At 64.3% G+C, this 22,938-nt stretch carries 16 protein-coding genes; 4 read left to right on the top strand and 12 right to left on the bottom strand.

From position 1 onward, the window contains the following. Positions 1-7: 7 nt before the first annotated feature. On the bottom strand, positions 8-2,299 hold the full coding sequence (locus D6B98_RS06595) for an FdhF/YdeP family oxidoreductase (protein WP_126256128.1): 2,292 nt from the start codon (positions 2,297-2,299) through the stop codon (positions 8-10). Between the two features lie 248 nt (positions 2,300-2,547). On the opposite strand from D6B98_RS06595, the gene D6B98_RS06600 reads away from it, so the two are divergent. Further along, positions 2,548-3,795, top strand: coding sequence for an oxalate decarboxylase family bicupin (locus tag D6B98_RS06600; protein WP_126256129.1), 1,248 nt, complete (start codon positions 2,548-2,550; stop codon positions 3,793-3,795). A 143-nt stretch (positions 3,796-3,938) separates the two neighbouring features. On the opposite strand, the gene D6B98_RS06605 is transcribed toward D6B98_RS06600, so the two are convergent. From D6B98_RS06605 to D6B98_RS06630, 6 genes are all read right to left on the bottom strand, one after another. Next, positions 3,939-4,607 carry a YoaK family protein gene (locus tag D6B98_RS06605; RefSeq protein WP_126256130.1) on the bottom strand — a complete coding sequence of 223 codons (669 nt, stop codon included), beginning with the start codon at positions 4,605-4,607 and terminating at the stop codon, positions 3,939-3,941. An 18-nt stretch (positions 4,608-4,625) separates the two neighbouring features. Next, on the bottom strand, positions 4,626-5,462 hold the full coding sequence (gene fdhD / locus D6B98_RS06610) for a formate dehydrogenase accessory sulfurtransferase FdhD (protein ID WP_126256131.1): 837 nt from the start codon (positions 5,460-5,462) through the stop codon (positions 4,626-4,628). A gap of 3 nt (positions 5,463-5,465) precedes the next feature. Next, complete coding sequence (locus D6B98_RS06615; RefSeq protein ID WP_126256132.1) at positions 5,466-6,065, bottom strand: HdeD family acid-resistance protein; 600 nt, start codon at positions 6,063-6,065, stop codon at positions 5,466-5,468. A 252-nt stretch (positions 6,066-6,317) separates the two neighbouring features. After that, entirely contained in the window at positions 6,318-6,818 is a 501-nt protein-coding gene (locus tag D6B98_RS06620; protein WP_164718442.1) for a Dps family protein, read from the bottom strand. Between the two features lie 61 nt (positions 6,819-6,879). Further along, a complete protein-coding gene (locus tag D6B98_RS06625; RefSeq protein WP_126256134.1) occupies positions 6,880-7,443 on the bottom strand; it encodes a cytochrome b in 564 nt (187 codons plus the stop codon). Further along, positions 7,440-8,495, bottom strand: coding sequence for a catalase family peroxidase (locus D6B98_RS06630; protein ID WP_126256742.1), 1,056 nt, complete (start codon positions 8,493-8,495; stop codon positions 7,440-7,442). The genes D6B98_RS06625 and D6B98_RS06630 overlap by 4 nt, the downstream gene beginning before the upstream one ends. 360 nt (positions 8,496-8,855) lie before the next feature. On the opposite strand from D6B98_RS06630, the gene D6B98_RS06635 reads away from it, so the two are divergent. After that, entirely contained in the window at positions 8,856-9,749 is an 894-nt protein-coding gene (locus D6B98_RS06635) for an SDR family NAD(P)-dependent oxidoreductase (protein WP_126256135.1), read from the top strand. 166 nt (positions 9,750-9,915) lie between these two features. After that, the gene (locus D6B98_RS06640; RefSeq protein WP_126256136.1) at positions 9,916-12,813 is read left to right on the top strand and encodes an ATP-binding protein; all 2,898 of its coding nucleotides are present in this window, start codon (positions 9,916-9,918) and stop codon (positions 12,811-12,813) included. A gap of 211 nt (positions 12,814-13,024) precedes the next feature. Here D6B98_RS06640 and D6B98_RS06645 read toward each other — a convergent pair whose 3' ends face one another. Then, on the bottom strand, positions 13,025-15,877 hold the full coding sequence (locus D6B98_RS06645; protein ID WP_245481272.1) for an ATP-binding protein: 2,853 nt from the start codon (positions 15,875-15,877) through the stop codon (positions 13,025-13,027). A gap of 113 nt (positions 15,878-15,990) precedes the next feature. After that, on the bottom strand, positions 15,991-16,272 hold the full coding sequence (locus D6B98_RS06650; RefSeq protein ID WP_126256138.1) for a hypothetical protein: 282 nt from the start codon (positions 16,270-16,272) through the stop codon (positions 15,991-15,993). Positions 16,273-16,512: 240 nt separating this feature from the next. Here D6B98_RS06650 and D6B98_RS06655 point away from each other — a divergent pair, with 240 nt between their 5' ends. Further along, positions 16,513-17,811, top strand: coding sequence for a tetratricopeptide repeat protein (locus tag D6B98_RS06655; protein WP_245481274.1), 1,299 nt, complete (start codon positions 16,513-16,515; stop codon positions 17,809-17,811). Here the strand turns inward: D6B98_RS06655 and D6B98_RS39735 are convergent. From D6B98_RS39735 to D6B98_RS06670, 3 genes are read right to left on the bottom strand one after another with little or no spacing between them, the layout of a single operon-like run. Next, complete coding sequence (locus D6B98_RS39735) at positions 17,758-18,459, bottom strand: hypothetical protein (RefSeq protein WP_164718443.1); 702 nt, start codon at positions 18,457-18,459, stop codon at positions 17,758-17,760. The genes D6B98_RS06655 and D6B98_RS39735 overlap by 54 nt on opposite strands. A gap of 11 nt (positions 18,460-18,470) precedes the next feature. After that, positions 18,471-19,742, bottom strand: a complete 1,272-nt coding sequence (locus D6B98_RS06665; RefSeq protein WP_126256139.1) for an efflux RND transporter periplasmic adaptor subunit — start codon at positions 19,740-19,742, stop codon at positions 18,471-18,473. Then, a complete protein-coding gene (locus tag D6B98_RS06670) occupies positions 19,739-22,921 on the bottom strand; it encodes an efflux RND transporter permease subunit (protein ID WP_126256140.1) in 3,183 nt (1,060 codons plus the stop codon). The genes D6B98_RS06665 and D6B98_RS06670 overlap by 4 nt, the downstream gene beginning before the upstream one ends. Positions 22,922-22,938: the final 17 nt, after the last annotated feature.

The raw sequence follows: 22,938 nt of genomic DNA on the forward strand, positions 1-22,938 counted from the left end.
GCTGCCGCTATTCCACGGCAGCGGCCGAGCGCACCAGGCGGATCGGGACGCCCTTGTATGACGGCGTGAAGCTGAGGGGGTCGCGGGCATAGAGCGGGACCAGCGGATTGGTCTCCGGATAGTATGCCGCACAACAGCCAGCCGGAAAGGAATAGGCCACGACGCGGAAGTTGCGCACGATCCGCTCGGCGCCATCGGTCGAGGCGGTTATCAGGTCGACGCGATCGCCGTCGGCAAGCCCGCGCTTCCTCAGTTCGTATTCGTTGAGAAAGATCACGTCGCGTTGGCCGAACACGCCGCGATAGCGATCGGACATCGAGTAGAGCGTGGTGTTGTACTGGTCGTGGCTGCGTATGGTGGTGAGCCAGAGGAAATCGGGATCGCTCTGCGGCGGATCTTCGCCGCAACCCGGATAGACCAGGAAGTTCGCCTTGCCCGACGGCGTCGCCCAGATGCGTTCGCGCGCGGTCGAGGTAAGATGGAAACCGCCGGGCACGCGGACGCGGGCATTGTAGCCCTGGAAGATCGGGAACACAGCCTCGATCGCATCGCGGATCCGGTCGTAATCGGCGACAAAGCCGTCCCAGTCGACCACCGTGCGCTCGCCCAACGTCGCCTTGGCGACGCCGGCGACGATCGCGACCTCGCTGAGCAGGTGCTCGGATGCCGGCTTGTTGCGGCCGCCGGACGCATGCACCATCGACATCGAATCCTCCACCGTGATCGACTGCGGCCCCGATGCCTGCACATCGATCTCGGTGCGTCCGAGGCACGGCAGGATCAGGGCGGCGCGGCCGTGGATCAGGTGGCTGCGGTTGAGCTTGGTCGAGACGTGGACGGTCAGATCGAGCTTGCCAAGCGCGGCCTGGGTCGCCTGCCAGTCCGGAATGGCCGCAGCAAAATTGCCGCCCATCGCGAAGAAGGCCTTCACCTCGCCGCGGATCATGGCCTCCAGGGCGGTCACCACGTTGTGTCCCGGCGCGGCCGGAGGCTTGAAGCCGAAGCGTTGCTCCAGGCGCTCGAGGAAGTCCGCCTTGGGAACCTCCGTGATCCCCACGGTCCGATCGCCCTGCACGTTGGAATGACCGCGAACCGGGCAGACGCCGGCGCCTTCTCGCCCGACATTGCCGCGCAGCAGCGCGAGATTGGCGATCTGCTGCACGTTGTTCGCGCCGCGCCAGTGCTGGGTGATGCCCATGCCGTAGACGAGAATGGCGCGCTCGGCCTTCATGTAGGCACCGGCCGCATACTCCATGTCCTCGCGCGTCAGGCCGGACTGACGTTCGATATCAGGCCATTGCGTGCGCTCGAGATCGTCGATCAGCGCCTCGACGCCGACGGTATGACCGCGAATGAAATCCCAGTCCAGAATCTCCGGCTGCTCGGCGGCACGGGCGGCCTCGTCGGCCTCCACCAGGATCTTCATGATCCCCTTGAGGACGGCGACGTCGCCGCCGACCCGCACCTGGAACAGCTTCGAGCTGATCGTCGTCGACGACAGCGTGATCATCTCGACCGGGCTCTGCGGCGCCTGGAAACGCTCCAGCGCCCGCTCACGGAACGGGTTGAACGAGATGATGGAGGCGCCGCGGCGGGCCGCATTGCGCAGGCTGGTCATCATCCGCGGGCTGTTGGTGCCGGGATTCTGGCCGAAGATGAAGATGCAATCGGCCTTGTCGAAATCCTCCAGCAACACGGTGCCCTTGCCGACGCCGAGCGAGTACGGCAGGCCAACGCTGGTCGCCTCGTGGCACATGTTCGAGCAGTCAGGGAAATTGTTGGTGCCGTACTCCCGCACGAAGAGCTGATAGAGAAAGGCGGCCTCGTTCGAGGTCCGCCCGGACGTGTAGAACTCCGCCATGTTCGGATCCGGCAAGGCCTTGAGCTCGCGTCCGATCATGTCGAACGCATCGCTCCACTCTATCGGGAGATAGCGGTCGGATGCGGCGTCGTAAGCCACCGGATGGGTGAGACGCCCGACCATTTCGAGATCGTAATCGTTCCAGCTCGCGAGCTCCGTGACGGTATGCTCGGCAAGGAATTCGGGCGTGCAGCGCTTCGATGTCGTCTCCCAGGCGATCGCCTTGCCGCCGTTCTCGCAAAATTCGAATGACGAAGTGTGCTTCGGATCGGGCCAGGCACAGCCGGGGCAATCAAACCCCTCCGGCTGATTCATCCGGCTCAGCGTCGCCGCGCCCTTCAGCGGCGCCCGCTGCACCAGGAGCGCCTCGCTGAGCGCCTTGAGCGCGCCCCAGCCGCCGGCGGGTTCACGATAGGGACGAACCGATTTCGTGATCATCTCGATATCTCTCGGTATGGCAATTCCCCGGGCCAGTTAAGGAGCGCGCGGGCCGCGCCGTCTTTTCAAAACGAAGCCGAATTTCGCAATTGCACACGTACGGACCGGGCCGGCCGGCCGCAGCAGCCATGCATTCCGGCAAAAGGAACGCCGTCCGCGGAAGCCGAAATGACAACCGGAAACTAGGTTTGTCGGCTGGAGCCCCGTCGCTACGGAAGGCTTTCGATATTTTTCAGGAGCGACCCAAGATGTTTTCAAGACGTGATTTGCTGGCCATGTCCGCGGCAGGCGCCGCCATGGTCGGCTCCGGTGCGCAGGCCGCAACCTTCGGCAACCCGGACGAGCCGCCGCAAGGCGCCGTCAACGCCAAGAGTCCCGGAAGCCTGACCGATCCCGGCCCGCAAAATGCCGCGCTCGCCAAGCAATTCCCTTCCGCACAAACGCCGCCGGCGACCGACGTCGGCGGGCTGCCGATGGATTGGGCCTCGTTCAACAATGCGCCGCGACGCATCCAGAATGGCGGCTGGGCGCGTCAGGTCACCGTCGAGGACTTCGCCATCTCGAAGGAAATCTCCGGCGTCAACATGCGTCTGTCCGCCGGCGGCATCCGCGAGCTGCATTGGCACCAGGCCGCCGAATGGGCGATCATGACCTACGGCTCCTGCCGCATCACCGTGCTCGACACGCAAGGGCGCCCCTATGTCGGCGACCTCAACGCCGGCGATCTCTGGTATTTCCCGCCGGGCGCGCCGCATTCATTGCAAGGATTGGGCCCCGACGGTTGCGAATTCGTGATCTGCTTCGACGACGGTCACGCCAATGAGTTCAACACGCTGCTGGTGACGGACTGGCTCGCCCATACGCCGCCCGAGGTGCTGGCGAAGAACTTTGGCGTGCCCGCCGATGCCTTCGCCAAGATTCCGCTGCACAATCTCTGGATCTTCCAGGGCACGGTGCCCGGCGATCTCGCCGCCGATCGCGCCGCGATCGCCAAGCATGCGGAAGCACCGCCCTATCCGTTCATCCATTCGCTCGGCAGTTCGCCTCCTGTCAAGGAGAGCTCCGCCGGCAGCATCCGCGTCGCCGACAGCACCAATTTCAAGGTCGCAACCACGGTCGCCGCGGCGCTGGTGACGATTCCGCCGGGAGCGGTCCGGGAGATGCATTGGCATCCGAACGCCGACGAGTGGCAGTACTACATCAAGGGTAAGGCGCGGATGACGGTGTTCGACACCGGCCCCAACGCGCTGACGACGGACTTCTCGGCCGGCGACATCGGCTATGTCCGGCGCAATCTCGGCCACTATGTCGAGAATGTCGGCGACACCGAATTGCAGTTCGTCGGCGTGTTCCGTGCGCCGCGCTACGAGGAAGTGTCGCTCTCCAACTGGCTGACGCACACACCGCCCAAGCTGGTGGCCCAGCATTTCAACATTGACGAGAAGCTGATCGCGCAATGGCCGGAGAACGGCCCGGGCGTCATGCCCAAGTCCTGACGCAAGGCCCTATAGGGGCCCGAACGAGAAAGGCGCCGAAACCGGCGCCTTTCTTATTGTCGCAGCTCACGTCAACTTCGCGCTGTGCAGCCTTCAGGAGGGTGGCATGCGGGCGCCTCGGCCTGCAATGGGCGAGCGTGATGTCAGTGCGAATGGCTTCGCCTGCGGCAGATCCAGAGAACGCATGCCGACGATGCGATCGGCAGAGCGAGGCTCCAAGTTCCGAGCCACCTGGTCACGCAGCCACCTGCGGCGGCCCCCAACAGGAACATCAGACAGAGCGTAAGCATGGCTCCGGCGCCGCACGCCGCATCGCGATCGGACGTCGCAACAAACTGATCGATGGCGCGGAGCATGTTTCCGGTGACGGTGACCGAGAGATACTTCCAGCGTCCGACCTGCCTGAAGCTCGCCGACTGCAACGCGATGCCGAAGGAGATTCCGAGGATCACGATCTGATCGGGAACACGATGAAGCAGCAGCATCGCCGCTGTCAGGCAGACGATCTCTCCGACAAGACACCGCAGCGCCGCCCGGGTGCGGATCGCCACCGCCGCCCCCAGGACGAAGGCCGCGAGCGGAAGCAGATGGTGAAGCGCCCGCTGCCATTCTCCCGACAGGGCATAGAGTCCGAGGAAGACGACATTGCCGGTCTGCGAACTCGCGAAGACGCCGAGCGACAACCACGTAAAGGCGTCGAGGAAACCTCCCGACATGCTGAGGAGAGAAGCAACCAGCAGCGATCGTTCCGGAGCGTAGACCTCGATACGTGCCTCGGCCAAGGGCTCCGTTGACGAGGCTTGGATCGCCATGTTCGCCAGTCCGCGGGGTCAGCAGCCGGCACGCGACGCAGCCTCGTCAGGCAGCAGAACGCGACGCGGATGCGTGAATACGCCGTATCCGTCGTCGCGGGCGACGGCGAGAAGCGTGATTCCCGCCTCATTCGCCGTCTGGATGGCGAGCGCGGTCGGCGCAGAAACGGCGACGACGACCGGCGCGCCGATGATCGCGGCCTTCTGCACCATCTCCACCGAAACGCGGCTCGTCAGCAGCACGGCGCCGTCGCGGGCCGAGTTGCCGTCGCGAACCATTGCGCCGGCGAGCTTGTCGAGCGCATTGTGCCGGCCGACGTCCTCCCTGACCAGGGCAATGCCGGTGCGGGGATGCCAGAAGGCCGCCGCGTGAACGGACCTTGTCTGTTGGTTCAATGTCTGGAGAGGTGACAGCGCCTGCATGGCGTGCAGCAGGTCCCGTGCGTGAAAGGCAATGCCACGCCCTTCGACCCGCGACGGCGCGCGACGTGCCTGTTCGAGGCTTTCAATGCCGCATAACCCGCACCCGACCGGACCGCTGATGGCGCGGCGGCGCGCAGCCAGGGTCGCCGCCCGGTCGCCATCGAGCCACATCCGCACTTCCATGCCGAGCTCGTTCGAGATCAGCTCGATGCTCCTGATCTCGCTTGCGCGGCCGATGATTCCTTCGGTGAGGCTGAAGCCCACACCGAAATCCTCCAGATCGGCCGGCGTCCCCATCATGACCGCATGGGTCGATCCGTTGTAGGTGAGCGCGATGGCGCTCTCCTCGGCAACCAATCGCGACGTCGACCTGGTGCGGCCGCCGCGCCAGGCGATCTCGCAGTGCCGCGTGAATGTCGAACCTGTCATCATGGCTCACACCGTCGCCGGCTCGGCCGAATGCCGCGAGGCCCGGCTTCTGAGCGCGAGCCCGAATGCAATGAACCCCCAACCCTGGAAGACCAGATCGACGACCAGCATCGCACCGAGCAGCCACAGGCCAATGGCAGGCCACGCCGCAACCAGCATCACGCCGACGCAGAACGTCACGACGCCGGCGGCCACGATCCAGCGCCACCCCGCGGCCGGCCGCATGTGGAAGCCTGCCCAGATCCGCGTCACCCCGGCAGCGACCAGGAAGGCGCACATTGCGAGTGACAGCGTGAACGAAGCCAGCAGCGGATCGTGGAGGATGACCGCTCCGGCACCGGCATAGACGATCCCGGCGAGCAGCCAGAACAGGAAGCCGCGCAGGCCGTGCACCGAAAAGGCATGCACGATCTGGAAGATCCCGGCGACTGCGATGGTGGCGCCCATGACGACCACCGAGGCAAGGCTCGCCGCCATCAGATTGGCCGACGCAATGCCGCCAAGGACCAGTTCGCCGCCGCCCAGCGCAACGAACCAGCCCCATTTTCCGGAGATTGCGTGAATGGCCCTTCCGAGCGACGCCTTCGAGTTCGACATATCCGTCATGGCTTGATCCTTGTACGTATGACCGGCCTGCCGGTCATGGATGCGGTCAAGCGTACAGAGACCGGCTTCCAGTCATCTTTCGAGGATGCCGCGATATTGTTTGATCCGCACGATGTGGACGCAACGCGCAGCTTGGTCGATCAAGTCGAAGACGATGAGCCAGCAGTATGCGGAAGCGAAGGTCTCCCTCGCTTCCGCATATTCGCGGCGAGCAGCCGGCTTCGCTTTCCGGCCGCATTCCATGCCAAATGCTTACGAGTTCGGCCCACCTCGGCCGGTCTCGTACAGGAACCAGATCCGCCGCTCCGTCTCGTCGATCCAGTTTTCCAGCAGGCTTGCAGTCGCGACGTCGCCGTATTCGTCACAGAGTTCGTGGACGCGGCGCATTTCCCGCGTCAGCTGCTGATTGTCGCTGCGCAGCTCGGCGAGCATGTCCTGCGGATCGACATAGTCGGCGTCGTTGTCGAGAATGCGCTGCTCACGCGCGATCTGGCCGATCGATCGCAGCGTCGTTCCGCCGATCTTGCGCGCCCGCTCGGCGATGTCGTCGGTCATCGCAAAGATCTGCTCGGCCTGCTCATCGAGCAGGAGATGGTAGTCGCGGAAGTGCCGGCCCGATACGTGCCAGTGGAAATTCTTGGTCTTCAGGTACAGCGCGAAGACGTCAGCCAGCAGCGCTCTCAGCGCGGCTGGAACGTCACGGTTCGCATTGGCCCCGAGATCCGTCGGGCCTTGGAGGTTAGCCTTGGTCATTGTCGTCATCCTTGTTCGAAGTTAAGAAATTTCAGCCGCGTTTCGCCGGCGCGCGAAGCGCTCATTCTGCCGGCGTCGTCCTGTTCCGTAGTGGAAAGAGTGCGATCGTCCAGAAGACGCCGTCGCGGCGGATCAATGCGTGGAACAGCGCTGCCGCCAGATGCAGCAGCACAAGGGCGAAGAACGCGAAGCCCAGATAGACATGGGCATTCCACAGCAGCGTGTGCACGCGGTCGCTCTGCGGCAACAACGCCGGAATTTGAATCCCGCCATATAGGACAACCGGGTACGCCGCGGCCCAAAGCATGCCGAGACCCAGTAGCGGCATGACGATCATGGCGCCATAGAGCAGCAGATGCGACAATCGCGCTCCCAGCTTCATCGCCGGCGGAAGATCAGCCGGCAACGGAGGCGCGCCGTAATGGCGCCGCAGCGCCAGCCTGATCACGACGAGAACCAGAAGCGTGAAGCCGAGCGTCTTGTGAATCAGGATCAATGGCAGATATGTCGGTGCCACGGTGGACACCATGCCGACGCCGATGAAGAACATGGCAATGATACAGGCTGCCATCAGCCAGTGCAGGAGCCGCTGGATCAAGGCGAAACGATGAGGAGCATTGCTCATGGCTTGGTGGTCCCGGTTCGCGGGTAGTCGCTGGCTTCGGCCGCACGCAAATCGTAGGATTTGCGGTAGACCGACGAGCGCGCGGCCGGGAAAGGATCGTCAGACACCCGGATTCCCCGCGGCAGCACGGTCGGGTCGAAGTTGATGTCGCGGCAAGGCCCATCCTGCTCCGGCTCGATCCGCTGCACGATGAGCGTTCCGACCTGCACCGTGCGCCGGCCCTCCGGCCACGCCTTGCTGGGGTCCGCGGTCGGATCGCCGGGATCGGCGACCGTCGTAACCATGGTCCAGCGTTGCGGGCCGGCGGTCCGGACCCGCTCCGTTAACTCCTGTTCGAGAAAATCCGGACCGCGCTTTTCCAGCTCGGCTTGCGAAACCGGAACCATCTGCGCCGTCGGGAGCAGCGACCATCGAACTGCATGCTCGCCGCCCTTCGCGTCCGTGAAGATGAAGCTGTTCAGCCCGTGGTAAGGCTCCTCCGCATAGCTGGCGGTCCAGGGCGCCGTCTTGGCCCAGGCCGCGAAGGCGGCAAATTCCGGATTTGCCTGGATGAAAGCCTTCATCGCCTCCGCATCCTTCTTGCCGGATGCAATCAGCAGATCGTGAAACGCCTGCGGCGTGGACACTGCAAAGAACGGCGGGTTGATCATCGCCATCCGCCACTCTTCGCCGTCCGCCGCTGCGATCTGCAATCCCAAACCGCGCACACGGACAGTTGCATCCACGGCGTTCGGATCGGTGGTGCCGAGATTGAAGCGTCCCAGAGCCGGATAGCTGCCCCGTTCAAAGACCTTGGCCCGCGAGAGCTCGACGCCGTTTCCGTTCGCCTCGAAGATGCCGGTGAAGCAGATCCCCTTCGCATGATTTCGCCGGTGCCCGAGCGGCGCGCCGCTCGGAGGCGTCAGCGCCGCGATCATCCGCTCCGGCGTCAGGCGCCCAGGCGAGAGCCAGCCTGCGGTGTAGGCGAACGCGGCAGCGCCGCCCCCGAGGACGGCCGCGATCAACACGAGCGATCCGAGTCCCGAACGCGACAGGTTGCCTGACGGATTCATCGCTTCTCCTTGCAATGGGTGAGCTGCTCGCAGACCGCCCACACGGTCCGTTCTGGCGAGCGGCTCAAGTTCCTTGTAACCGGCGGCCACGGCCGCGATCTTCTGAAACCCAACGCCAATTTCGCGAAGGCACGTTCGGGCTTGTCCGGCCAGCGGGCGGCTCGTCCTGCCCGCCTTCGGGCTTTCTCGAAATATTTCGTGCATTCTGAAAATCATCCGCCGGGCTTGAAAGACCCGTCTTGCGCCCCGCCGTATTTCGGAGGCTCTTCGCGGCAGGGCCGGCGATCGATCGACGATCGGTGAACGTTGTCGCGACGGCGCTGGCGTCTTTGCGGAAGCTGGAATGCGATTGGGAATCGAATGAGCAAAGTGATCATCGTCACAGGAGCTGCAAACAGCATCGGACGAAGCACCTGCAAGGAATTGGCGCGGGCCGGCCACACGGTCTACGTTTCAATGCGGGAAATGGAGGCCTACGATGAGCACGGCGTCGAGGAGGCCGGAGCCGAGCCCGGCAAGCTCGGCGCGGAGCTGCGAACCATCGCGTTCGACCTCTCCTCGGAAGCCTCCGTGAACTCGGCCATCGATACCATCGTCGCCGAGAACAACCGCCTCGACGTGATCGTGCACAATGCCCGGCAGGTCCTCTACGGGCCGGCGGAAGCCTTTACACCGGACCAGCTTGCCGAGCTCTACGACACCAACGTGCTGAGTGCGCAACGGCTCAATCGGGCCGCATTGCCACAGTTGCGCAAGCAGGGCCAGGGCCTGCTGATATGGGTTTCGTCGAGCAGCGCGCGTGGCGGCTCGGTTCCTTTCCTGGGCGCTTATGCTTCCTCAAAGGCCGCCCTTGACGCGCTGGCGCTCGGTTATGCCGGCGAGCTCGCGCGTTGGGGCGTCGAGACCACCATCGTCGTCCCCAGCGCGCTCGGACCCGGCCACTACGTTCGCTCCGGCCGGCCGTTGGACACCGTTCGGGCCGAGGAATACGCGGATGGTCCGACGGCCGATTTGAGCGAGGTCGCGTTATCGGCGCTTGCGCAGCTCCCGGCGAAGGATCGAACTCCGCAAGACGTCGCAAACGCCATCGCCGATGTCGTCGACATGCCGTTCGGACAGCGTCCGTTAAGAGTTCATTTCGGTCCGGACCACGACGGAGCCGCAGCCGTCGACGCCGTCGCGGACAGCGTCCGTGCGGAACTGCTCCGCGGGATCGGACTGGAAGACATTCTCAAGCCCGCTATCATCAGATAGAGGAGGCCGGGAGCCGCCCCGGCGCCCCAAGCCAAAGTGATAGGCCCCAATCCTTTACCCTGTTACGGCCGGATGGTACCCTTAACGGGCCACTACGTTCGCACGTCTTGGTGTGCTTCCAAGTCATAGAACGTGACGATTCGTGCGCCGGGTTGATGTTCCCAAAATGGCCCCACGCTGGCAAAGCAACAACATGACGGCTGCTGCTGGCCCCACCCAAGACGAAGCCGCCCAGGAGATCCTCGTCTTCGGGCCGTTTCGCCTCGTCCCCTCGCAGCGGCGGATTGAAAGGGACGGGAACCCGCTGCACCTGTCGGGTCGCGCATTCGACATCCTGCTCGCGCTGGCCCGGCAGGCCGGCAACGTCGTCAGCAAGGCAGAACTGATGGCCACGATATGGCCGGGCGCCGCTGTCGAGGAGAACAGCCTACGTGTCCATATCGCCGCGCTCCGCAAGGCACTCGGAGACGGCAACGACGGCGTCAGATATCTGAGCACGGTCTCCGGGCAGGGCTACTGCTTCGTCGCTGCGGTCTCGCGCCCGGACCAGAGGCAGCCTGCACCAACCAATCCGGCTTACGTCCACAACCTGCCGGCGCATCCCCGGCAGATGGTGGGGCGTGAGCAAGCCATCCAGGACATCTCGGAGCGACTGAGAACCCAACGCTTCGTCACGGTCGTCGGCCCGGGTGGCATCGGCAAGACCACGGTCGCCGTTTCCACGGGTCACGCGCTGCTCGCGGAATTCGGCGGGCATGTTCACTTCGTGGGTCTCGGCGAGACGGGCAACGCCGCTCCGGTGCCGGCCATCGTCGCATCTTCACTCGGACTGCCGGTTCGATCGAATGACCCCACCAGCAGCCTCGCGACATTGCTGCACGACAGGCGCATGCTGCTCATTCTGGACTGCTGCGAGCATGTCATCGAAGCGGCTGCGGCGCTGGCCGAACGGCTCTACCAGGCAGCGCCGGAGCTTCACATCCTGGCCACGAGCCGGGAGTTGCTGCGCGTCGAAGGCGAGTTCACATATCGCCTCCCCCCGCTGCCGAGCCCGCCGGAGAAGGCCGTTCTGACGGCCGAGAACGCTCTCGCCTACGCTTCCGTGAAACTCTTCGTGGAGCGTGCTGCTGCGGGAGGCGGCGAGTTTGCGCTGTCGGATGCGAACGCCTCTGATGTCGGCAATCTCTGCCGCCGGCTCGATGGCATCCCGCTTGCCATCGAGCTCACCGCCGGCCATGTGGGCGTATACGGCGCGAGAGCGATGGTTCAACTCCTCGACCAGCACCTCAATCTGCTATGGGAGGGACGACGCACCGCACTGCCCCGACACCGGACGCTGCGCGCAACCATCGAATGGAGCTATAATCTCCTATCAGAACCGGAACGCGTGATCCTCGGGCGGCTGTCGGTGTTCGTCGGCAGCATGACCCTGGACGCCGCGCGCTCGATTGCCGTGACCATGGAGGACGACGACACGATCCTGACGATCATCGACGGCCTCGTTGCCAAGTCGATGCTTGCACTGAACACCGGTCCGCAACCGACCCGCTACCGCCTTGCCGACTCGACCCGGGCATACGCGCAAGAGAAACTTGCCGCCAGCGGAGACGCGGGTGCGATCTCGCGACGTCACGCTCGCTACTTTCTCGGCCTCCTCGAGAAAGTCAGTGACAAATCGGACCGGGACCTTTCGGCGGCGACCGAGGAATTCGGCAATATACGCGCCGCACTCATGTGGTCCTTCTCGGATCAGGGCGACCGCAAAGTCGCCGTGGCGCTGGCGGCAGCATCGATACCGCTGTTCTTCAAGTTGTCGTTGCTGGCAGAGTGCGAACTCTGGGTCACCCGCGCCATCGAAGCATTCGATGAAACGACCGGAAGCATCAGGCACGGTATCGTCCTTCACACTGCGCTGGGGGCCGCCCGCATGCTCACGGGCCAGCTGGATGAGCTGGCGTCAAATCATCTTAACCGGGCGCTCGAACTGACGGAAAAGATCGGAGACATAGCTGGGCAGATCCGTCTGATCGACCAGTTGCATCTGCTGCAATTGTTCGCCGGCAAGTACGATATTGCATTGAGCACCGCCCAACACGGCGAAGCCGTTGCCCTCGCCAGCAACGATTCCCTTGCGGTGGCACGCATGCGCCTGTTGCTCGGCATCTCCTGCCAGTATCTCGGCAAGTTTGCCGCCTCCCGCTCATACATCGAAGCGGCGCTGCTGCAGCCGGGACTGGAGGTCGAGGCCCATGGCCGCCTCACCCTCGAATATCCCAGGCGCGCCCAGATCAGCCTCGCCCGCGTGCTCTGGGTGCAGGGCTATCCCGATCAAGCGGCACAAATGGTGCGCCGGGCCATCTCGGACGTTATCGCAGCGAACCATCCGGTGATGTTTTGCCGAGCGCTGCCATGGGCATTCGGCATCTTCTTCTGGAATGGCGACACGGAGGATTGCGAAGACCATATCGACAGATTCATCGTGGAGGCTCGAAGGCACAACCTCGCCATCCTCCAGATGGTCGGCGAGGCCATGAAGGGGATTACGCTGCTGGCGCGAAGCGAGACCGGCATCGGTCTCGCCATGCTGAGGGGCTCGATCGAGAAGCTGCAGAGCCTGAGTTTCGGTGCGGTGGCAGGGCTTCGCATGCCTCTCGCCGAAGCCCTGGCGGCGACAGGTCACGGCGACGAAGCCCTGGACACCATTGATCGGGCAATTGCCGAGGCCCGACAATGCAACTTCATGATGGACATGCCCGACATGTTGCGGGCGAGGGCGGAAGCGCTGATGCACAAGAGCAATCCGGATCTTGCGCAAGCGAAGCTGAGCCTCGTGCAGGCGCTCGACGTCGCCCGCAATCAGGGAGCACTGGGCTATGAGCTTCGCGCGGCGATCGGGCTTGCGAGACTATGGCAGCGGGGCGGACACCGCCAGGAGGCGCACGATATGCTTGCGTCCGTCTATCAGCGGTTTACCGAGGGATTCCAGACACGCAGCCTCGTGACGGCAAGGGGCCTGCTTGCCGAGCTGAGCCCGCCACGCTCGTGCTCGTTTGCGGCCAAATGACCGCCGTGCAATCGCGATAGAGGCGTGCAGTCACGAACGACCCGTGCTGGCTGGAGGTCCATGCTGGGCATGCGATGAGACGTCGGCGCGCGGCACAGGCGGCGTCACATGCGAATTGCGGAACGTTCCAGAGCACGGGGCATTGCGGCGCTCACCGAGGCCGCACCGGCGTCCGATGGATTGAATCGGATGTCGCTCCCCGGGGCATCGCCTACGATCCCAGCTTCGCCAGCATTGCGCGCGCGTCGCGAAGGTCCGCAGTCTCGAAACCTTCGCTGAACTTGCCGTGTACGGATACGAGAACATCGCGCGCATCGCCCCGATGTCCCTCGCTCATCCTCAATCTTGCAACACTGAGCGCCGTCCTCAGCTCCCAGAACAATGCACCCTGGTTCCGCGCCACTTCGAACGCCCTGTCGAAGGCTTGCCCAGCTGCGGTCGTCGAGCGATGCGTGCCGGGAAGCAGAAGCAATTCGCCCTTGATGCGCCAGAGCTCGGCGACATACCACCCCTCGTCCCTCGCCTCGCATCGCGCCAGCGCCTCGTCGGCGATCGCCAGCCCGTGCGAGACTTCACCGGCCTCTCCGAGACATGCGGCAAGTTCGCCGATGAGAAGAAGAAAGCGCGGCAGGTGGCGCGCCTCGCCCGCGAGCTCGAGCGTCTTGCGCAGCAGGGGCAATCCCGTCGCGAGGTCGCCCTGGCGCGAGATCAAGAGGCCCCTGAAGGCGCGCGCCCACAGATTCCACAAGCGGATCGGGTGTCGCTCGGTGTGCTCGAGCAGCATCGTACAATAGCGCTCGGCCGCGTCGAGATCGCCGGCCAGGAACGCAATCGGACAGGCACCCTGGCCGAGGACACTGCAAAACGTGAGGGCGTGACCACTGGTCCGGCCTTCCTCGACGTTATGGTCGACGACGCTCAAGGCCTGATCCGCGAGGCCAAGCAGCCACAGGATTCGCGCCTGGAAGTAGCGCGCCGAGACCCGCAGGTCGAACCGGAAATGGATTGCCTGCGGCTTTGCCGCCAGATCCGGGAGGCGAGACAGGGCTCGCCCGATATGATGATAGGCCAGCCGCTGGTCGCCGCGATAATGCAGCGTGGTTGCGAGAAGCCGGTCGGCCATCATCCGGTCGGCGGGATTGCCGGAATCGGCCACGACCTCGGCGAAGCGATGCGCAAATTCGAGCGCCCTGCGGAATTCGCCGTTGTTGAACTGATCGATGCAAAGTCCCCACAGCGCACGCAACAGGTAGTCCCGGTCCTCGAGCTGCTCGGCAAGCTGAAGGGTCTCCGCCCAGGCGGGACCGGCCTCCCGGGCCCGTCCAACACCGTACATCAGCGACCAGCCGCGCGCGGCCGACAGCTGCATCCGAAGCCGCGGCGCGTTCGCAGCCGTTGGATCGAGGCGCGCCAAAGCGAGTTCGGTCCGCTCGCGGCATTCGGCGAGGAGCGACAATTGCACCCAGAGCGGAACCGCGGCCGCCGTCAGGGCCGCCCCGACTTGCGAGTCTCCGCCGGGGGAGAAGGCCCAATCAAGACTCGCTCGCACGTTGTCGATGTGCCGGCCATAGAGGGTGAGCCGCACCGCCTGCGGCCTCACTTCGCTGTCGGCTTCGGCGCTGGCAAAGAATCCGGAATAGTACGTCGCCTGGCGGCGGGCTGCGCCGGGATATTCTCCGCCGGCACGCAGCTTCTCCAGTGCATAGGCGCGCGTGGTATCCAGCAGGCGATAGTGAGGGCTGTCGCCGCGAATATCAGCGAGAACCAGCGACTTTTCCACCAGCCTGGCAAGCTGGCCGGTCACGTCGCCGATGTCCTCGCCGGCGACCGCGATCACCGCATCGAGCTGGAATTCACCGGCGAATATGCCGAGTTGCCGGAGCAGCCACGCCTCGTCGTCCGGCAAGAGATCATAGCTCCAGTCAAGCGTCGCACGCAGCGTTTGCTGCCTTGGCAACGCCGTGCGCCGGCCGGTCGTCAGAAATTTGAACCTGTCATCGAGGAGTGCCGCGATCCTCGGTGGGCTGAGCATGACTGCGCGCGCCGCCGCAAACTCGATCGCAAGCGGAATGCCGTCGAGCCGCCGGCAGATGGACGCGATAGCCCCAATGTTCTCCTCGTCGGGCACAAAGCTTGACCCCAGCGCCTTCGCTCTGCTCGTGAACAATTCCACTGCGCTGTACGCAAAAGCGCCGGCGGGTTCGAGGCAGGCTTCAGGCGGCACGCCCAGAGGAGGCACGCGGTAGACATACTCCTCCTCGATGCGTAGCGCCTCCCGGCTTGTCGCAACAATGGTCGTCCCTGAACAACGGCTGACAATCAACTCGGCCACCCGGGCCACGGCATCGATGACATGCTCGCAATTGTCGAGAACGAGCAGCAATGGCCGAGCGCCGATCGCACGCGCGATGGCATCAGGCGAAATCTCCTCGCCCTCGAGCTTGGTGCCGAGCACGCCGGCGATGACCGAGCAGACGAGCCTGGGATCGGACAGCGAGGCCAGCTCGACCAGCAGTCGGTCAGCCTCGAAACCCGGCGGCGGCGTTCTGGCGGCCTCCAGCGCCAGCGACGTCTTTCCGATGCCGCCAGGCCCAACCAGGCTCACGATGCGATAGGTCGACAGAAGCCGCCACAAATGTGCGATCGCAGCGGTCCGGCCGATGAGATCGAATGATGCGGCGGGAATGTTGATCGACGGCGGCAAGCCGGTTGCGACAGATTGTAGCGGGGTCTCCATATGCTGGATCCGCCATGCACCCAGCAAACGATAACCGCGGCCAACGGTGGTTGACAGCATATCGCGGTCAGGACCAAGCGCCTTTCGGATCGCCGCGATATGGACGCGAAGTGCACTCTCCTCGACAAAGACGCCCCGCCAGACTCGCTCCGTCAGATCGTTCTTGGTGACGAGCTGGCCCTGCGCCTGAACCAATTCCGCAAGAATTTCAAAGGCACGTCCTCCCAAAGGAACCAGCTCTCCGGTCAAGCGCAATTCGCGTCTGCCCAGATCGATCTCCCATTCCGCGCAAATGTAGACGGGACGCTGGCCTGGCTCAGCCATCATCGGGACAGCCCAAGCGGTTTCATCATTTTCAGTCCAGCTTACCATCAACCTTTCGAAAGACACAGGTTGCCGGGCGGCGCCGCCGTCCAGCCCCGTCTTGCAATACGCGCTGTTCAGCAGCCGCGGCAGATCGATCCTTCAAGCATCTTCTCGAGCCGGGCGTCGTCCTTGGCGATGGTCGGGTCTGTGCCGAGCAACGGCCCCTTCATCGCGTGGCCGCCACCGTCCGACGACGGAAGCGCGGTGCCCAGCGAGTTCGTTCCCGGCGCGGCGGCGCTCGTACCGAGCGTACCGCCGCTCTCCATCGACATATGCGATCCCATGCCACCGCGGGCAGACGCAGCGCCCGAGAGCGCAATGCTGGCGAGGATACAAACAACAGCAAATGATCTCATTGCTCACACTCCAGATGTTCAAACTATCTGCCTCCCAGAAACGAACACCGGACGCGTTTGACCACGCACAAGCGCGCGAGAATCCTGACAACGGTGACAGAATCTTCCCGCAGGAGTGATGCAGATCCATCGGGACTTTCCGCTCCGACGACCTACATAGTCTTCATCAAAATCAATCTTCGGAAGCGCCACCAGCCGAGCAGCGATCATCGCCAAGCGACTCTCCGCACAGAGCAAACAATGGAGAATCGCTATGAGCGTATTCAAAATTCTAATCGCCGCTGCGCTACTCTCAACAGCAACGATATCATCCGCATCCGCAGCCTGGTCCTTCGCCGATCAGAGGTCGGCGAACGCTACCTCGATGTCGCCCTGCGCACCGGAAATCCCGCCAACGAAACGGTAGGCCGTCGCCTGATCGGCGCTGCCACCCCATTTCTTCGGCGCGCAGGAGGATGCACGGCGCGAACTGACTCTGTCGCTGGACCACGCGGCTCACGGACTGGACGGCGGCGCGAACCAGATGTGGTTCCTGCTGAACGGAGCGTCCTTGCCAAGGCCATGCTGGCGCGCGTGCTGCTGCTGCAGGGAAAGTTCGGCCAGAGCAGGTCCCTCGCCGCCGAGTGCCTCCAGGAGGCCCAGCGCGAGAAAGACAAGCTTGCGATCGCTTACGCACTTCGGAACGCGGTCTGCCCGATCGCGCTGATGACGCATGATCTGGCCACCGCCGATCAGGCGATATCCTCGCTTCTCGAGCTCGTCACACGCGAGGGAATAGCTTTCTGGACCAGCTGGACCTCCTGCCTGAAGGGACAATTGCTGGTTCTGCAAGGCAAGCATGACGACGGGATAGCGCTGCTGCGCGGCGGTCTGAAGGCGCGGACTGAGAACGGATGGCTTATGCGCAACCCCGAGTTTCTCGGATCGCTCGCCGAAGGCCTGCTCGCAAGCGGCGAGGCCGCGCAGGCGCTGGCCGTGGTGGAAGAGGCCCTGACCATGTCGCGGCAAGGTGGTCAATTGTGGTGCCTTGCGGACCTATTGCGGATCAAGGCCGAGATTCTCCTGGCCGACGGACCGTCCGATCTCTCGCGAGCCGAAGTGCTGTTCGCCGAGGGACTGTCCGTCGCCAGAGGCCAGCAATGCCGCTTCTACGAGTTGAAGGTTGCGGCTGCGTGGGCAGGGATCATGGCGAAATCGAACCGTCAGCAGACGGCCCTTGATCTCGTCGGTCCGGTCAGCGCTCTCTGTTCGACCAGGAGATCGATCTTCCAGCGCTCGCCTTTGCCCGCGCTCTGGCTGAGATACCGGGCATTTCGCCTTCGACGTGCGACAGCGATCGGCCAGCGTCCTGCACCTGCCACTAGGTGGCGATGCCGTTCGGTCGGGGCAGCACGTCCCGTACTGCCGAGACGACCGATCCCTCATTCTTTTCGATTTTGCGTGATAGGCATCTCTCGACGACAGGTTCTGGGCGGCATCGGTGCTTCAGCATCCCGGCGGCAGGATCGGCGACACGCCCGGCGTTGGCGCTGCGCCTGAGGCGTTGGCCGGCAACACCGTCGCAGGCGAGGCCAGATTCATCGAGACGCCTTCCGCGCAAGCCGAACTGTTCGGGCTCGGCACGACAGCGGCACTCGGGTCTATGCCTGTGCCCCCGGCGCCGCCGGTGTCCGCCAGGATCGTGCCGGGTGCCGGGCTTGCAGCCACTTGCGGAATCGATAGCGGCAGAGACGCAGCGCTCGTCACCTGCCCTCCCGGCGTCGAGCTGCATGCCGCCGTCGCACCTGTTCCCGCCGGCGCAGCCGCGGAAATCGTCCCGATGGAGCTGCTGTTCTGTCCCGTGACCGGCAGGATCGGAGCCGCGATGCCCGAGGTTGGAAGGCCCGTGGGCGATACGACCGGAGTCGGCGGCACCGGCGTTAGTGATGACGACGGTGGGGCGCAGACGACCACCGTCCCCGGCGTCGTCGGATCCGACGCGAGCGGAACGGGCGCCAGCGTCGTATCAGGCGCGCCCGACACGGTCGTCGCCGAAAACGGCCCCGGGCCGTTGAGCGGCGAGATCACGATCGCGCCCGGCACCGTCGGCAGATCCATTGCCGTGCTGCCGGTCGTTGCGACCTGTGCCTCGCCCGGAGAGCTGCCGAGCAGCAGAGCCATCACGGCTGCAAACACGATCCGTATCATCTCTGTAGTCCCTAGCTGGCTTCGGTCTTGCGAACGGCGACCTTGCTGCCTTCTGCCAGATTGACCGCGGGATTGAGCACGACCTGATCGCCGGCCTGGACGCCGTCGCGCACTTCCACCGTGGTACCGAAGTCCCGGGAGATCGAGACCTGCTGAAATTGAACCGTGCCGTTCCGTACGACCACGACATGGAGGCCGTTCTGATCGAAGACCAGCGCGTCGGACGGAATCGTCACTGACGGCGTCCTGCGCGGGATTGACAATTCGACGGTGCAATAGATGCCTGGACTGAGCAGGCCATCGGGATTGGGGACGTCGATCTCGGTCAGCAGTGTCCGGCTCCCCGGCTGCAGCGCGGTCGCGATCCGTGTGACCTTGCCCGCAAACGTCCGCCCCGGAATCTCGGGAACGCGGATGTCCGCATCGACGCCGGGCCCGACTCCGAACGCCTCGTCCTGCGGTACGAAGACCTGGGTTCGGATGACGTCGGAGTGCATCATCGTGAACATGAAGGTGGAGCCTGCTTGCACCAGGCTGCCATTGTCCACGTTGCGCTGGGTGACCACACCGTCGAACGGCGCCACCACGCGCTGGTAGGCCTTCTCCTGCTGGAGGACGCGAATCTGCGCCTCCTGCGCTGTGATGTTCGACTGGGCGACGCCCACCGCGCCCTGCTGCGCGCGCAGGGTGAGGCGGTCGTTGTCGCCCTGCTGTGCCGTCAACCAGCCTTGCTTGACGAGATTGCTATCCCGCGAATTGGTGACGTCGGCCAGCTCCCGGCTCGCCTGCGCCTGCTGAAGCGCAGCCTGGTCCTGGGCGAGCGTCGCCTGCGCCTGCGCGATCTGCTGGTCCAGCTCGGGCGCGGTGATTTCCGCGAGGAGATCGCCCTTCTTGACCCGATCGCCGATATCGACGTGGCGCTTCTCGATATAGCCGCTGGTCCGCGCGAAAATATTGGCTGCTTCGAACGCAGTCGTCGTCGCCGGCAAGCTCACCTTCATGATGTCGCCGCTGGGCTTGACTGTCGCCACCCGAACTTCCGGAACGTTGGTCCGAACCTGCTCTGCCACCGCGGCCACGTCACGCGCGGCCTCGTAGTGCCGCCAGCCGCCGATGCCGAGACCGCCCGCGACCAGCAGGAGCACGCCTACCCCGAGCAGCGCGCCACCGTAACGGCGTCCGGATCGTGCGCTCTTGCCCGGAAGCTCCACGACCCGGAGGCTCTCTGCCCCCGGGCGGTCGCTCGCCCCCTCGTCACCGGTCCTTGCTCGAACATCACTCATTCCGGTTGCTCCTCGAATACGCCCTGGCGAGGCTTGCCGTCGTTGCCCTTGCGCAGCATTGCAAAGAGGTAAGGCACGATCAGCAGTGTGGTCGGGGTCGCAAACAGCAGCCCGCCGATGACCGCCCGCGCGAGCGCCGCATTCTGCTCCTCGCCCGGCCCGCCGATCGCCATCGGGATCATGCCCACGATCATCGCCGCCGCGGTCATCAGCACTGGCCGGATCCTCGTTCGGCCCGCACTGAGCGCCGCCTGGAAGGCCGAGTGTCCCTTCAACTGCTCGTCACGCGCGAAGGTCACGAGCAGGATGGAGTTTGCCGAGGCCACGCCGATCGCCATGATGGCTCCCATCAGCGAGGGCACGTTCAGCGTCGTTCCGGTGATGAACAGCATCGTGACGATGCCGCAGAATGTCGCCGGCAGCGCCATGATGACGACGAAGGGATCGCCGAAATTCTGGTAGTTCACGACCATCAGCAGGTACACCAGAATGGCCGCGAACAGCAGTCCAATCCCGAGATCGCGGAACGACTGATGCATGCTCTGGATCTGTCCCAGAACCTGAATCGAATTGCCCGGCTGGAGCTGCTTTTTCAGCGTGGACGTCACCTTCTCGATGTCAGCCGCAACGCTGCCGAGATCCCGGCCCTGCACGCTGGCATAGACGTCGTACACCGGCTGGACATTGGCCTGATTCGAGTTGGTGGGAACGGTGCCCCGCTTGAACGTCGCGACATTGCTGAGCAGGCCCGGCACCGTCTGCCCGCTTGCGGCGAGCGAGGCCGACACCGGCGTGTTGCCCAGGGCGTTCAGCGAATTGGCCCTGTATTCTGGCGTCTGCACCGCCAGGTAATAGGGGATGCCCGACGTCGGATCCGTCCAGAAATTCGGCGAAACCTGCGCGGACGAGCTGAGGCTGACATTGACGTTGGTCGCCACCGTGCTGGCGTTGAGGCCGAGTTGCGCGGCGCGGGTGCGGTCGATGTCGGCGTAGAAGGCGGGAGCATCGACCTCCTGCTGTAGATGCGCATCGACCACGCCGGGGATCGCCGCGAGACTCTTCTGCAGCTCCTTGGCGACGGCCAGATTGTTGTTGCCGTAACCGACGGTGCGGACATCGATCTGCGCCGGAAGACCGAAATTCAGGATCTGCGTGACGATATCGGCGGCCTGGAAATAGAAGGTGTCCTCCGGGAATGCGGATGGCAGCACCTGCCGCAGCTTCCTGACGTAATCCGCAGTCGGCTTGTGCCCATCCTTCAGCGACACCAGAATGGTGCCGTCGTTCACCCCGATCGTGGAGCCATCGGTGAATGCGAGATTGTAGGGACGCGCCGGCAGGCCAATGTTGTCGACGATCAACGTCCGGTCTCGCTCGGGAATGACTTCGCGGATCTTGTCCTCGACCGCCTGGAAAATCGCTTCCGTACGCTCGATCCGCGTGCCCGCGGGGGCGCGAACATGGAGCTGGATCTGGCCGCCGTCGATCAGGGGATAGAAGTCCCTGCCGACATAGACGAACATGGTGGCTCCGAGCACCAGCACCAGCGCGGCGACGACGGGCACGATGGCGCGATGCCGCAGCAATTTCAGCAGGAGATCGGAATACCCGTCGCGAAGGCGCTCGAAGCCGCGCTCGAATGCCGCGGAGGCGCGCGCGAATATTCCCGACGGACGCTCGCCCTCACCATGGCGCCGCTCCCCCTTCAGCAGCAGGCCGATGGTGATCGGCGTGAGCGTCCGCGACAGCCCGTATGACGCCAGCATCGCGAACACCACGGCGAGGCCGAGCGGAGTGAACAGATATTTGGCCGGCCCCTCCAGGAATACGACCGAGGTGAACACGCAACTGATCGCGAGCGTCGAGACCAGCGTCGGCACCGCGATCTCGGCGGCGCCATGCAGGGTCGCATCCGGCAGCGGCATGCCCTCCTCGGTCCAGAGCCGGTGCGTGTTCTCGATCGTCACCGTCGAATCGTCCACGAGGATGCCGACCGCGAGGGCGAGACCTCCGAGCGTCATCGTGTTGAGGGTCTCGCCGAGGAAATAAAGGACGATCAGCGAGGATAGCATCGCCAGCGGGATCGAGATCAGGACCACCAGCGTCGATCGCCACGATCCCAGGAACACCAGGATCATCAGCGCCGTCAGGCCAGCCGCGATGGCACCTTCGCGCAGCACGCCATCGACCGAATGGGTGACGAATATCGACTGGTCGAACAGCTCGTTGATCTTCAGCCCCGCCGGCGCTGACGCGCGGATCGACGTCAGGGCCGCTTTCACGCCGTTGACCACGGCAAGGGTAGAGGCATTTCCGTTCTTGATGACGCTGAGCAGGACCGCGCGGTGGCCGTCCTCGCGCACGATGTTCTGCTGGACCTGGGCGCCGTCGCGGACCTGGGCGACGTCCTTCAGGAAGATGGTGGCCCCGTTCGCGAACTTGACCGGGATCATGTTGAGATCCTGGACCGTGGCCGGCGTGGCGTTGGTGCGAACGGTGTACTGGGTGTCGCCGATCTTGGTCGTGCCGGTCGGCAACGTAAGGTTCTGGGTGTTCACCGCATTGACGATGTCCAGCGGCGTCAATCCGCGCGACAGCAGCTTGTTCGGATCGATGTCGACCATGATCTGGCGGTATTTTCCGCCTGCGGGCGTGGGCAAGGTCACGCCGGGAACGGGAGCCAGCTGCTGGCGGACCCGGTAGATGCCGAAATCGTAGAGCTGCTGCTCATTGAGGCTGTTCGACTCGAGGCTGAGCTGGAGCACCGGCACGCTCGAGGCATTGAACTGCACGATGATCGGCGGCTGGATGCCCGGCGGCATCAGGGCGCGGATCGCATTGGTCGCCGAGACGATCTGCGAGATCGCGAGATCGAGATTAACGTCCGGCTGGAAGTAGATCTTCTGAACCGACAGACCGTTGAGGGTCTGCGCCTCGATATTCTTGATGCCGCTGACGTTGGCGCTGATCGAGTACTGGCTGTAGGTGCTGACGCGCTGCTCCATCTCCGGCGTCGACAGGCCGGTATAGCTCCAGATGACCGTGACGACCGGGATCTGGATCTCCGGAAAAATATCGGTAGGCATCGAGCGGATCGCGATGCCGCCGAGGAACAGAATCAGCGCGGCAAGCACATAGAATGTGTGCGGAAGCCGTAGCGCGAAGCGAACAATGCCCATGATGGTCTGCCTGGAGA

Source organism: Bradyrhizobium sp. LVM 105 (assembly GCF_003957705.1).
GTDB lineage: Bacteria > Pseudomonadota > Alphaproteobacteria > Rhizobiales > Xanthobacteraceae > Bradyrhizobium > Bradyrhizobium frederickii.